The organism is Chitinophaga caseinilytica (genome assembly GCF_038396765.1).
In the GTDB taxonomy this organism is placed as follows: Bacteria; Bacteroidota; Bacteroidia; order Chitinophagales; family Chitinophagaceae; genus Chitinophaga; species Chitinophaga caseinilytica.
Genome location: NZ_CP150096.1, coordinates 4,793,669 through 4,806,180, shown reverse-complemented (window position 1 = coordinate 4,806,180; position 12,512 = coordinate 4,793,669). Strand labels below are relative to the sequence as shown.

General features: G+C 57.2%; 11 protein-coding genes. 1 reads left to right on the top strand and 10 read right to left on the bottom strand.

Going from position 1 to position 12,512, the window contains the following annotated elements:
• Positions 1-12: 12 nt before the first annotated feature.
• From WJU22_RS19775 to WJU22_RS19740, 8 genes are all read right to left on the bottom strand, one after another.
• Complete coding sequence (locus WJU22_RS19775; protein WP_341839895.1) at positions 13-1,647, bottom strand: arylsulfatase; 1,635 nt, start codon at positions 1,645-1,647, stop codon at positions 13-15.
• A gap of 8 nt (positions 1,648-1,655) precedes the next feature.
• Positions 1,656-3,128 (bottom strand): RagB/SusD family nutrient uptake outer membrane protein, encoded by a 1,473-nt coding sequence (locus WJU22_RS19770; RefSeq protein WP_341839894.1) that lies wholly within the window; start codon positions 3,126-3,128, stop codon positions 1,656-1,658.
• 17 nt (positions 3,129-3,145) lie between these two features.
• Complete coding sequence (locus WJU22_RS19765) at positions 3,146-6,211, bottom strand: TonB-dependent receptor (RefSeq protein WP_341839893.1); 3,066 nt, start codon at positions 6,209-6,211, stop codon at positions 3,146-3,148.
• A gap of 447 nt (positions 6,212-6,658) precedes the next feature.
• Positions 6,659-7,057: a VOC family protein gene (locus WJU22_RS19760; RefSeq protein ID WP_341839892.1), complete on the bottom strand. Its 399-nt coding sequence runs from the start codon at positions 7,055-7,057 to the stop codon at positions 6,659-6,661.
• 14 nt (positions 7,058-7,071) lie between these two features.
• Positions 7,072-7,488, bottom strand: coding sequence for a hypothetical protein (locus tag WJU22_RS19755; protein ID WP_341839891.1), 417 nt, complete (start codon positions 7,486-7,488; stop codon positions 7,072-7,074).
• 59 nt (positions 7,489-7,547) lie between these two features.
• Positions 7,548-8,447, bottom strand: a complete 900-nt coding sequence (locus WJU22_RS19750; protein WP_341839890.1) for a DUF6929 family protein — start codon at positions 8,445-8,447, stop codon at positions 7,548-7,550.
• Positions 8,448-8,462: 15 nt separating this feature from the next.
• Positions 8,463-8,885: a secondary thiamine-phosphate synthase enzyme YjbQ gene (locus tag WJU22_RS19745; RefSeq protein WP_341839889.1), complete on the bottom strand. Its 423-nt coding sequence runs from the start codon at positions 8,883-8,885 to the stop codon at positions 8,463-8,465.
• Positions 8,886-9,009: 124 nt separating this feature from the next.
• Positions 9,010-9,945 carry an NAD-dependent epimerase/dehydratase family protein gene (locus tag WJU22_RS19740; RefSeq protein ID WP_341839888.1) on the bottom strand — a complete coding sequence of 312 codons (936 nt, stop codon included), beginning with the start codon at positions 9,943-9,945 and terminating at the stop codon, positions 9,010-9,012.
• Positions 9,946-10,030: 85 nt separating this feature from the next.
• Here WJU22_RS19740 and WJU22_RS19735 point away from each other — a divergent pair, with 85 nt between their 5' ends.
• Positions 10,031-10,873 carry a helix-turn-helix domain-containing protein gene (locus tag WJU22_RS19735; protein WP_341839887.1) on the top strand — a complete coding sequence of 281 codons (843 nt, stop codon included), beginning with the start codon at positions 10,031-10,033 and terminating at the stop codon, positions 10,871-10,873.
• Positions 10,874-10,877: 4 nt separating this feature from the next.
• Here the strand turns inward: WJU22_RS19735 and WJU22_RS19730 are convergent, their stop codons facing one another.
• On the bottom strand, positions 10,878-11,612 hold the full coding sequence (locus WJU22_RS19730; RefSeq protein WP_341839886.1) for a hypothetical protein: 735 nt from the start codon (positions 11,610-11,612) through the stop codon (positions 10,878-10,880).
• Between the two features lie 57 nt (positions 11,613-11,669).
• Entirely contained in the window at positions 11,670-12,482 is an 813-nt protein-coding gene (locus WJU22_RS19725; RefSeq protein WP_341839885.1) for a hypothetical protein, read from the bottom strand.
• Positions 12,483-12,512 lie beyond the last annotated feature (30 nt).

The following is a 12,512-nucleotide window of genomic DNA, read 5'->3' as shown; positions in this document are numbered from 1 at the left end:
TTTAAGGGAAGATTAGCGCCTGCCGCCGGTTGCGGGCGGGTTCTGGAAAGGGCCGGCGAACCCGGAATTACCGCTTGGCCGGATCTTGTCGTATTCCACTACGTCGTTGGCTTTGGCCCATTTGTCGTATGCGGCGGAGAGCTCGGTCACCAATTGCGGGTTTTGTGCGGCGAGGTCCCGCGTCTCGGCACGGTCCGTCTCGATGTCGTACAATTCCCAAACATTGGCGGGATAGGCGGATACGAGTTTCCATCTGCCGCTGCGGACGGCGCGGTTGCCGGCGCGTTCCCAGAACAGGGGCGCCTTCCGGTCGATTTCCTGCCGGGCGAAGAACAGATGGGCCAGACTGGTGCCTGCCAGCGGATACGAAGGCGTCTGCTTGTACACGGAAGGGTATTTCGCCCCGGCGATTTCGTAAAAAGTAGGCGCCAGGTCGATCAGGTGGGCCGTCCCCCGCGCCGTGGAGCCCGCGGCGATCTTCCCGGGAAACCAGGCGATGAGGGGAGAACTGATGCCGCCTTCATACGCCGTGGCCTTATATGCACGGAAAGGCGTGTTCGAAACGTGCGCCCAGCTTTGTTCCTGGTAATCGTAAGAGCCCGCAGTGCCGATGGGCCCGCTGTTCCGCTGGCGCTTCCTTCCAAATGGAATGAACCCGCCCTGCGCGCCGTTGTCGGAAATGAAAACGACGAGCGTATTTTCGTCTTGCTTCAGTTCTTTCAACTTGTTCAGGATTTTACCGATCCCCTGGTCCAGCCGGTCGATCATCGCGGCATAAACTTCCATCTTCTTTTCCCATAATTTCTTTTCGTCGAATGTCAGGCTTTCCCATCGCGGCACTTCCGGATCGGTGGCAATCGTGGCGCCGGGCGCGATGATGCCCAGTTCCTTCATCCGCGCGATGCGCTGTGTGCGCAGGGAATCCCATCCGATGGAATACCTTCCCTTATACTTTTCGATATCTTCCGGCTGCGCCTGCAAGGGCCAGTGCGGCGCGTTGTAGGCAACGTAGAGGAAGAAGGGCTTTTTTGAATCGCGGGTTTCGTCGAGGTACTGCACCGCATGCCCGGCGATCTCGTCCGTCAAATATTGACCCGGTTGCAGGCGGATGGTTTTGTTGTTTTCGACCAGCGTAACGGGCCGCACTTTATCTGCGTAGGAGCCGATGTCGTAATAATTGCTGGCGCCGCCGATGAACCCGAAGAATCGGTCGAACCCGCGCTGGTTGGGCCAGGAAAGACTATCGTTCCCCACGTGCCACTTGCCGGCCATGAGCGTCGTGTAGCCGGATTGTTGCAGCACTTCGGCCACGGTGAGCGACGAGCGGTTTAAATACCCCTGGTACGCCGGCAATCCCAGGTTCACGTCGAAAAATCCGATCCCGGCGCGGTGGTTGTATTGCCCGGTCATGAGCGAGGCGCGGGTAGGGGCGCAGATGGAATTGTTATAGAACTCCCGCAATTTCAGGCCCTCCCGTGCCAGGCGGTCGAGGTTGGGCGTGTGGATCTCGGAGCCGTAGGGCCCGATGTCGGAATAACCCATGTCATCCACCATGATGAGGATGATGTTGGGCCGGCGGGCGCTTTGCGGGTGCGCCGCGGGCAGGAGCGCCAACAGCGCGCATGCGAACAGGAAAATCGTCTTCATTGTTTTCGTCAGTTATTAATCCATAATGGGTCTTGCCGCAGTTTCGGATTGAGGTTCAGCTCCCGCTGCGGCGTCGGGAAGCGGATGTGCCGGGGCGCGGCGAGCGTTTTGCCGGCTGCGCGCAGGGTTTTGACGTAATAGTCGGGCCCGCGGCGCACCAGGTCGAACCATCGCTGGTATTCATACACCAGTTCTTTCCGCCGCTCCTGGAACACGCTGTCGCGGAAATCCGCGGCGCTGAGCGAAGGCGCCACGTCGGCGAGCTTCGGTACATGCGCGCGTAAACGCACTTTGTCGATGGCTTCGTAAGCCGCCGCAGTAGGGCCGTTCAGCTCGTTCACCGCTTCCGCATGGATCAGGAGCACTTCCGCATACCGGATAATGGGCAGGTTCTTCGAAGACTGGCCCTGGTTGCCGATCACCGCCGGGTCGTAATATTTATGGAAATGCGGGTCGAAATTGTAGGTTTTTCCGTCGGTGGGGCTCACCATCGTCGTGATGAACGTCACGGCTTTGCGGGTATCGCCGTCGCTGAAGCTTTCGTACAGTTTGCCCTGTTTGTGCAGCGCATCGGCATAGTCGCCGTTGATGCCGGGGACTTCGTTGGGCGCGCTTCTGCTGGCAAGACTGTTTCCCTGGTACCCCGCGTTGCCGAGGAATTGTGCGGAGAAAATATGTTCCTTCCCGTTTTTGGACGGCGTATTGAACACATCCGCGAAGTCATCGAACAGTCCATACCAATTGGCGTCGATCACTTCCTTGCTTTTGGCCGCGGCTTTGGCCCAGTCCTGCTGTGTGAGGTATACTTTCGACAACAGTGATTTTGCCGCGCCCGAAGTGGCCCGGCCAACGTCGTTTTTACCGTACTGGCCGGGCGCGGGCAGGTTTTCTGCGGATGAAAGGTCGGCGATGATCTGGTTGTAAACTTCGGCCTGCGGGCTTTTAGCCACGTATAACGCTTCGGGTGAAAGGTCTTTCGGTTCATGCAGCACGATCGGCACATCGCCGAACCAGCGCACGAGATTGAAGTAATGCAGCGCGCGCAGGAACTTTGCCTCATTGATCAGTCGTTCCCGCAAAACCGCCGTGATCTTGCCTTCCGGCACCAGCGCAATGCGGTCGATGGCGATGTTGGCGGCGTTGATGGCGTCGTAACTCTGGCGCCAGAGCTGCTCCATACGGTCGTTGGAGGCGTCGTGCGTAAGGCCGGAAATCGCGCGGACATGGGCGTTCCTGGCCCGCGGCCCTGCTTCGTAATCGTCTGTCGCCATTTCGACGCCGATCTGGAAAAGACTGTTGTACAGCGATTGCCCCGTTTCGTACAGCTTGCGGTAAGTGGCCACCACGGCGGCATCTGCCTGCGCGCCGTCTTTATAGAACTCCTGCGTCACGAGCTGCGACTGCGGCCGTTCGTCGAGGCTGCTGCAGGCGGAAAGGCCGATCAGCAGCGCAGGAAGGATATATCGTTTGTTAAATTGCATAAGGAAAGATTGATGGTTTACAGTGATACTTTCAGGCCGCCCAGGATGGTGCGCGACAGCGGGTAAATGCCCTGGTCCGTTCCGGGCGAAACGTTGCTGCCGGACGTAACTTCCGGGTCGAAGCCGGTGTATTTGGTCCAGGTGGCGAGGTTTTGCGCGGATACGTAGACCTGCACGGTGGAGATTTTTCCGGTGAATTGTTTCGGTAGCGTATAGGAAAGGGAAACGTTTTTCAGGCGGAGGAACGAGCCGTCTTCGATGAACCGGTCGCTGAAAACGGGTGCGGGATCGAGTTTGGCGCGGGGGATGGTTTGACTGGGGTGCTCCGGCGTCCAGCGGTCGCGGGCGGAACCGGCTGCGTTTTGCTGGCCGGTAAACAGTTCGAGGGCTTGCCGGTTGGCGTTGAGGACCTGGTTGCCGAAGGTGCCCTGGAGGAATACGCTCAACGCGAAACCCTTCCAGTTGAAATTATTGTTAAGCCCCAGGATCACATCGGGCTGGGCGTTACCGATGATGGTACGGTCTGCCGCCGTGGTGAAAGTGCCGTCGCCATTGATGTCTTTGTACAGCCGGTCACCGGGTTTGGGCGTGGCGTTGCCGGTAAATTTCCCTTTGGTATGTTCTTCGCCGGTTTGCAGGATGCCGTCGGTAACCGTTCCGTAAAAGCTCCCCAGCGGTTGCCCCACCTGGATGATGTAGTTACCGCTGATGTAAGACCGCGCCCCGTTCCCCAGCGACAATACTTCGTTTCTGTTGATCGACGCGTTGGCGTCGGTGGTCCAGGTGAATTCGCCTAACAGATTCTTGCTGCTGGCAGTCAGTTCCAGGCCTTTGTTGGATACGGAACCGAAGTTCTGCAGCGAACTGGTTTGCCCGCTCGTCCAGGGGATTTCCACGTTCAGCAGCAGGTTGCGCGTTTTTTTCCGGTAAGCGTCGACGGAAAGCGTCAGCCGGTTGTCGAAAAAGCCGATGTCGATGCCGGCGTTGTACTGGACGGTGGTTTCCCATCCCAGCTTGTCGTTCGGCAGCCGGTTGGGCGCAAACCCCGTAGCTACGGTGTTTCCGAGCAAATACGTCAAACTGTACAACGTTGCGAGCGACTGGTACTCGCCGATTTCCAGGTTGCCGGTGGTGCCGAAGCTGGCGCGTAATTTCAGGTCGCTGATGGCGCGGCTGAAATCCTTGAAGAACGGTTCGTTGCTCACCCGCCACGATGCCGCGGCGGAAGGGAAACGTCCCCATTTGTTGCCTTTCCCGAACCTCGACGAGCCATCCGCCCGGATGCTGGCCGTGAAGTAATACCGGCTCGCGTAGTTGTAATTCACGCGGCCCAGCCAGGAATGGAGCACCCATTTGGTGGCGTCCGACCAGGGGCGCACCAGCACGGCGCCGCTCTGGAGGTTGTTGTAGGTAAGTGCGTCGGACACGAACTGTTCCGCGCCGCTGCGCACCACGTCGCTGCTGAATTCCTGCTGCGTGAACCCGGCCAGGATGTCGAAGCTGTGACGGCCGGCCTGGCGGGCGTAGGAAAGGGTGTTTTCGTTCAGCCAGGAATAGCTCGTGTATTCGCCGCGGCCCGCGGCGCCTTTCGTTTGCTGGCCTTCGTAAATGGTGGACGGGATGTAGCTTTTTTCGTGCGTGTTGTTCACGTCTGCGCCAAACAGCACTTTCGCCTGCAAGCCTTCCAGGATCTTGTATTCCGCGAAGGCCGTCCCGAAGAAACGATTGGTGGTGGCCTTGTTCAGGGTTTCTACGATGGTGGCGTAGGGGTTGGCGAAGATGTTCTCGAAAGGATTTCGCAAAGTATATCCGCCATTGGGGTCGTAAATGGTGGCCGTGGGCGGCATAATGAGCAGGGAATTGATGATGCCGGAGGGTGCCACATTGCCGTCTGAGCGCGATGCGGTGATGCTGGCACCGGTCTTCAGCCTGTCGTACGGTTGCGCGTCGATGTTGGCGCGGATGCCGAGGCGGGTGAAATCGGTATGACGGATGATGCCGTCCTGCTTGAAGTAGTTGCCGGACAAATAATACCGCGTCTTCGCGCTGCCGCCGCTGAGCGTCAGTTGGTGGTTTTGCTGCGGTGCCGATCGGAAAGCCGCATCCTGCCAGTCGGTCCCTTTGCCGACGCTGTCGATCTGGGCCTGGCTGAGATATTGGAATTTCCCTTTGGACGGGTTTACATCATATAGAACGTCGTTGCGCAGCGCGGCGAACTCCCGTCCGTTAAGGACGTCTACTTTCTTACGGAGCGACTGTACGCCGTACGATCCTTCGTAAGACAATACGCTTCTGTCCGCCTTGCCTTTTTTGGTGGTAATGATCACCACGCCGTTAGCGCCGCGCGATCCGTAAATCGCCGTAGCGGAGGCGTCTTTGAGGATGTCGATGGTTTCGATGTCGGAGGGGTTGATGCCGTTTAACGGATTGACGGGTGTGCCGCTGATGGTGCCTGCCGTTACGGCGTTGTTGTACACGGGAAATCCGTCGATCACATACAGCGGCTCATTTCCGCCCTGTATGGAAGCGCCCCCGCGGATGCGGATGCTCACGCCGCCGCCGGGCTGCCCCGATGTCTGCGTTACCTGCACGCCGGGCGCCGCGCCTTTCAGCGCCTGGTCGAACGAGCTGACGGGTTGCCGCAGCAGCGGGCCAGCCACGGATGCGATGGCGCCCGTCAAATCGCTTTTCTTCTGCGTGCCGTACCCTATCACGACTACATCGTTCAACTGGCTTTGCGAAGGCTCCAGCGGAATTTCGATCTGCGTATGCTCTACGATCACTTCTACCCGTTTATACCCAACGGATGTAATAATTAAGGTGTAGGGAAATGGCTGCCCCGTCACGAAAGCGAACCTGCCTTCGCCGTCTGTGGCCACGCCGTGCGTGGTGCCCTTGATCTGAACGGTGGCGCCGGGAATGGGCTCGCGCGACTTTCCGTCCACGATGCGGCCCGAAAGCCTGGAATTAATGAGAGGCTGCGTTTGTGCGTAACCGTTAAAGACGGTCAGCAGCAATGCCGCGAAGATGAGCGCCGGCCAGACATGGCGGTGCCGCGGCATGGTCGGTAGAAAATTGAACATGCTATGGTTGATTTGAGATACGACAATAAACAGCCGGCCCGCAATTGCAGGAATACGGCGGAAAAGGATACGCGCGTGCTTCCGAAACCCCACCTGCGGCGGCGCTTCAGTACAGCAAACGGTCAAACGGCAGGCAGCGGAATGCTGCTACCGCATACAGGGCAGCATGGCCCGACATCGCGGAGGAATAATAAGGAAGGATGACATGCGTGTTGGTTTTTAGAAAAGATCAGGCCCGGTGATCGCCTCATGCCACTGATAGTCTGGTTGGTCTCGCTGGTCTAACTATCCCTCGAATCTGATAATGGCTTACCGGTAGTTCGCATCAAAGATAATACTCTTTTTTAAATAACCTACAAAATTAGTAGACTAATAGAAAATTTCGGGGAACGTAGTGAGGATAGGCATTTTGGCGCGGGTTTTCAATAAAAAGGAAATGAGTGTGCGTTACAATGCCGTCGCATATTTCAGATAATTGCTCACTTCTACCAGGTTCCCGTCAGGATCGCGGAAGTAAACGGAACGGATGGGGCCGGTAGCGCCGGTGCGGATCACGCCTTTTTCGATGATGGGAATGTTGTGATGTTCCAGCGTTCGCACTACGGCTTCCAGCGGCGTGTCGGTAATGAAACAGAGGTCGGCCGAGCCGGGGAGGGGATGTTCGGCTTTGGGCTCAAATTCCTGCCCGCGCTGGTGCAGGTTGATTTTCTGGTCCCCGAAACGAAGGGCCTTCCGGCCCTCGCCGAAAGTCGTCGTTTCCATGCCCAGTACCACCGTGTAAAACGCGCAGGTAGCGTCTATGTCCGCCACGGTTAGCACCAAATGATCGAGCCGGAGAATGTTCATGGTTGCAGGTTTTATTAAAACTGATCGCCCCATTCATGGTCGAAGAGCTTGCAGAGCGTGGCTTCGCGGCGGCCGTACGTTTTCCGGCTTTCCTCGGCGATGCCTTCCTGGTCCATCTCTTCTTCACTCACCTGGTACACGGCTTCTTCGGGCGGTTCTTCGTCGGTAGACAGGATCGCGTACCAGTTCTCTTCCTGCAGCGAATCGATCTTGTATAACGCGTATCCATACACGCTAAGCGCCTGTCCCAGGTAATCCATGGCGTCTTCCTGGTCATCGTCGCCGCGCATCTCGGCCAGCTGTTCCAGTTCGGCAGACAGGAGGATGTCCATGTCCGGGTACACCTGTTGCAAAAGGTACAGCACCTCGGAAGCGTTTTCTTTCCAGGGAGCAGCGGCGATGGGAAGGTTCGACAGATTGACGTCGCGCATAAGAAACCGTGTTTGAGACTATAAAGGTAAGTTGCCGGGATGTATCCGCCAAGCGTGTTTTACAGCATGGCGTTGATGGTGAAAAGACGGCTGTCGCCCGCGTCGTTATCGGCCACCAGGTGGAGCAGCAGGCCTTCCGCCCGGTTTTTTTCCAGGCAGATGCCCTCGATCTTTTGTCCGGCGAATACGGCCGATACGCTCGTCAGGTTCACCATTTCGTCGGGCATCACCGTTCCGTTCCGCATTTTTTTGCTGTAATCGCGGATCACGGCCAGGTAGCTGTCGCCGATGATACCGTCGTCGTACGTGCTGGCGGTGGCTTCGGTGGTCAGGGTCAGGAGGAGCAGGTCGCGGCCGGGAATGTAGCATAGGTCAGACACGCCACGGAATCCCCGGCTCGATTCCGGCAGTTTGATCTGCTGGAGGAAAGGATGGTCGTTGTGCATGGGGTTCCAGCAATCCGGCCGGGCAATGATGAGGGTATTATGCGGATTGTCTTCGTGCCCCCGGTTCGCCAGCACAAGCTTGTTGGCGGCGATGGTGGCGCCTTCGATATTGATGTCGTGCAACTGCCGGCCGATGGCGTCGAGGAAATCGGCGGCATAATGGGTATAGATGACGGGATGGTCGCTGGTGCGGAAGGGCAGGGGCAGGAGCAATATTTGCCGGCGGGTTTCGAGGCTGGCCGATCCGAAGGCCGCCAGGTATTGTGCCTGCTTGTGTTTCAGTACCACGGCCGATTCCAGGTCGGCCTTCTCCGGTTTTGGAATGCGGTACTGCGGATGGGAGAACAGCTGTATGGAACCCGCGGTCTTGTATTGCGTATCGAGGATGCGGAGCTCCCGGGCATCGTCTCCCACGAGGTACAGTCGTCCGTCTTTAAAAGCGAGTGCGGAGCCGGAAGGGAAATCGGGCAGCGTCTGTTCGCGGAGGAGGCTGATGGTGGGTTGAAGGAGCATATCTTCAAATATAGGTTATTCGCCCCAGAGGGTAATGACCAGGTTGCGTGGGCCGCCTTCGTCGCGGTGCTCACAGAGATAAATGCCCTGCCAGGTGCCGAGGGCCGGCCGGCCGTTGCGCACGGGCAACAGCACGGAGCAGCCGAGCAGTGAGGATTTGAGATGCGCCGGCATGTCGTCGGCGCCTTCGTAGTCGTGCTCGTAATCGGGATCGTTTTCCGGAACGGCTTTGTTGAAGAACGTCTCGAAATCGCGGCGCACCGTGGGGTCGGCGTTCTCGTTCACCGTCAGCGAGGCAGACGTATGCTGGATGAACACTTGCAGCATGCCTGTTCTCATCTCCCGGATGGCCGGTATCGCGCGGAGCACTTCCTCCGTAACAAGGTGAAAGCCCCTGCGTTTTCCCGGCAACCGCAACATTTCCTGGTACATTCTCATGGTCTGGAGTTTATTTTCATGGCCGGTCGACGATCAGCTATCGGATAAGCGTTCGCCATTCCGTTTTTACTTGTTGTTTGAACGTCCAAGATAGGCATTGCCGCCGGATTTTCATGCCATCGGGTCAGGGCTGTGCGAGGTACCATTGGGCGGTGGCCTTCACGCCGGCTTCGTAGGAAGTGGGTGTGAAATGGAAGTGTTTTTCGAATTTGGAGGAGCTGAAGCGGAACGGGAACGCGTCCTGGTACTGCATTTCCTGCATTTCGCGCATGAAGGGGTTGAACCAGCCGATGACTTTGAGGAGCCATTTCGGCAAAACGGTCACGCTGTTTGTTGCGCCCATTTCTTTGGCGGCGAGCTGTATGAACTGGCGGCCGGTTAGCGCGGGGCTGACACAAGGCAGGTGCCATATCTGCCCGAAGGCGTCTTCGCTTTGGGAAAGCATATACAAAGCCCTTGCGGCGTCGGGCGTATAGTTGTAGGAGCGGGGAACGTCGGCGTTGAGGAACCATTGCGCCTTTTTCCCTTTTTTCATGTTGGCGAACACGAGCACGCCGGCGGCGCTTTTGTCGGTAACGCCGGGCCCGTAAAAATCGACGGCCCTGGCGATGATGCCTTTTAATGCACCGGACCGCATTTCGGCTTCGAGCATTTGGGCTACACCGGCGCGCACCTTTCCTTTGCGGCTAACGGGGCGGTAGGGCGTGGTTTCGGTGATGTCGCCATCTACTTTTCCGTACATGTAGGCGTTGTCGAAGAAGATGAGCCTGGCATTGGCGGCTTTGCAGGCATTGATGACGTTGCGCATGATCACGGGCCAGTCGCGCTCCCAGACCGACGCATTGTACTGAATGCCGACGAGCATATACACGATATCGGAGCCCTTCACCGCATGGAGCACCTGTTCGTAGTCGAGCACATCGGCGGCAATGGATTCCGTGCCGGGAACGGGTTTGGGGTTCCGCGAAACGAGGCGGACCTGCTGGCCTTCGGCCTGGAGAACGGGGAGGAGGGCGGAGGCGATGGTGCCGTTGGCGCCGAGGAGTGTGTGCAATGCCATAGTAGAATGTTTTACTTTTGTTTTCGGTTTGATGATGCAAACTTACCACCGGCGCCCCGCCGGAAATTGTAAGAAAACGAACGCCATGGATATATACGGTAAGAAATATGACAGGGATGAAAGGTTGAAAGACGTGCTACAGCCGCTGTACGCTATCCAGGCGCCGGAAAGCGCCGCTACTGAGGTGTTTCATTTGTCGCCCAACCTGGAAATGCTGCTGATCTTCAGTTTCGGCGAACCGTTGCGCTATACGTTCGACCGGTCGGAAGCTCTCCAGCAAACGATGGACAACATCATGGTACTGGGCCCCCTCCGCCGGATGCTCACCTACGAACGCCCCGGCGGAACCGATATTTTGGTATTGCCTTTTGTGCTCGACGGCTTTTATCGCCTGCTGGGCATTTCTCCCGACGATATCGATCTGTCGGTGGCAGACGATCCCCGCTTCGCGCAAACGGCCGTCCGGCTGGAGGCGATGCATGCATCCCTCGCCAAATTTTCCGATCCGATGGAGCGCGCCGCCGCCGCGGAAAAGATGATCCTGCAAGCCGTAGCGCCTTCGGAACCGGCGTCTGTTCCCCTCCTCGAAAACCTCGACGCCATCCGCGACCCGGCCCTCAACCCGGTAAAAGTGATCGCGGAGCAATGGGATATTACGGAGCGCACCGTGCAGCAGCGATTCCGGAAATACGGCGGGTATTCACCCAAGGAACTGATCCGGTTCCTGCGCTTCAAAGCCGTGGTGAACTGGCTACTGGAGCACCCTTCGCAGAAGCCGGACTGGTTTTTCCTTATCGAGCATTTCGGTTACCACGACCAAAGCCACCTCATCAAGGATTTCAGGCATTATACCGGCGCCCCGCCGAAAGAATTCCTGAAAATGAATGGGGACGGCAGTTTCTGCACGAGCTGGATCCCGGAGGATTGACAGGTTATTCGGAATACCTTTCCGTTTTCAGGTCAACGATATTGAGCATGAGATCGCTGACGGGTGCCACGAACTCGTTGGAACAGATTTTCTGACGGTTGTATTTTTCCCAGACCACCCTGAAATTAGCGGTGAATTCGCCTTCGTAACGCGGAAACTTCGCAATGAGGATTTCTCCGGGCCGCAGGTAGTTGGCCCTTGCGCCGGTGCTGCAGTAGCTGTACCACGACGACGGGTTCTCCATCCTTATCCAGTCTTTCTTCCCATTCTGCATTTCGAGGTAAGCGAATCCCAGCGTATTGAAATTGCCAAGGTATAGCAGTGAATCCGACACATTTTTCAATGTCACGCGCATCCCGTTGAACAAGGAAATGGAATCGATAATGCGGCGGTTGGTTGTGGTGTCAAAATGGGAATGTTCGAATTGAAGTTGTGTATGTGACGTGTCTACATGGATGGTCATGTAGTTGCTGTCGAATTTCCTGGCCAGGTATCCGCCAGGGTCAGGTGTTCTGCCGGATCGCGGCAATGGCTTTCCGGTGGCTATTCTGCCGGAATCCGGGCCGATATAACAAATGGCATACCGGGCATATGCATCGAAGGGGATAGACCGTACATTTCCATGCAGCAACGTATCGGCAAGCGTGTATCCGTTTTCGTGATAGGTGCGGATTTGATATCCGGGTTGATGGCAGGAAATCAGGCCAATCATGCATAGTAACAGGCTAACGTATCGCATATCCGAATTTTCAGGATGATGCAATCACACGTCCGTTCCATAAAAAAAAGCGGGCAGCTATTCTTTATCCAGCCCGATACCCAGTCTGATAGCGGATTCTACGGCATTGTAATTTCCTGCCTTATTGAACAGTGAAAAAGGTTGTTTGGGAAATAAACCCGGTTGCGCGAGGAACCTGGGCTGTGTGCCGCGGTGCTTTTGCGCTGCATGTACGAGAAAAGGGTGGCAAAGATATACGGTGCCGGCTTCGCCGGTTGCGAGGGTTTCTTTCCGGTGGCCGGTGCTGCCCAGTTTATCGGCGATCTGCAGGGCGGTGAGGCCTTTATCGCCATGTGGACGAAGGAGTTTGGCCACATCGAGATGGGAACCGGCGCGGATGCGGGTGGGAGCGTCGTTTTCACCGATGTCGGAGAAGAGGAACAGCATCAGCAAGGCGCGGTTTTTGGAGTGGAGGTTGGATTTCCACTTGAAGAAATTTCCCGGATCGCTGGCGGCTTCGCGGCCGGGGAAGCTCACGTCCACATGCCAGCCATCGTCGCCCGTGTCTTCGTTGCTCGGAAAGCGGACGGGAAAGGTGCCCACGCTCTGGCGGGGCGCCCAGCGGCCGGGGCCTACGAGCTGGTCGAACGCGGCGTGCAGCACGGGCGTGTTGGCTGCCTGGACGAAAGGTTCCTGCGAAAACTCGCCCAGCCAGACCACAGGCGCTTTCCATTGCGCAGGCGCATCCGGGCGGAGGTTCATTTCCTTCCATAAAATATCCTGCACTTCCAGCGCGAGCTCACGCGGGAATGCCTGGTTGAGGCGAACGTAGCCTTCCGTGATAAAATGCCGGATGTCGGCGTCTGACAAGGGAAGATTGGGTTGCGGCATATGGCATGGTTTGACATCTAATTTACACAT

Coding starts and splice junctions, on each gene's coding strand:
- WJU22_RS19750 (WP_341839890.1), bottom strand. CDS start 8,447: ATGCTCCTTCAACCCACCATCAGCCTCCTCCGCGAACAGACGCTGCCC.
- WJU22_RS19755 (WP_341839891.1), bottom strand. CDS start 7,488: ATGCGCGACGTCAATCTGTCGAACCTTCCCATCGCCGCTGCTCCCTGG.
- WJU22_RS19740 (WP_341839888.1), bottom strand. CDS start 9,945: ATGGCATTGCACACACTCCTCGGCGCCAACGGCACCATCGCCTCCGCC.
- WJU22_RS19765 (WP_341839893.1), bottom strand. CDS start 6,211: ATGTTCAATTTTCTACCGACCATGCCGCGGCACCGCCATGTCTGGCCG.
- WJU22_RS19725 (WP_341839885.1), bottom strand. CDS start 12,482: ATGCCGCAACCCAATCTTCCCTTGTCAGACGCCGACATCCGGCATTTT.
- WJU22_RS19730 (WP_341839886.1), bottom strand. CDS start 11,612: ATGCGATACGTTAGCCTGTTACTATGCATGATTGGCCTGATTTCCTGC.
- WJU22_RS19745 (WP_341839889.1), bottom strand. CDS start 8,885: ATGAGAATGTACCAGGAAATGTTGCGGTTGCCGGGAAAACGCAGGGGC.
- WJU22_RS19770 (WP_341839894.1), bottom strand. CDS start 3,128: ATGCAATTTAACAAACGATATATCCTTCCTGCGCTGCTGATCGGCCTT.
- WJU22_RS19760 (WP_341839892.1), bottom strand. CDS start 7,057: ATGAACATTCTCCGGCTCGATCATTTGGTGCTAACCGTGGCGGACATA.
- WJU22_RS19735 (WP_341839887.1), top strand. CDS start 10,031: ATGGATATATACGGTAAGAAATATGACAGGGATGAAAGGTTGAAAGAC.
- WJU22_RS19775 (WP_341839895.1), bottom strand. CDS start 1,647: ATGAAGACGATTTTCCTGTTCGCATGCGCGCTGTTGGCGCTCCTGCCC.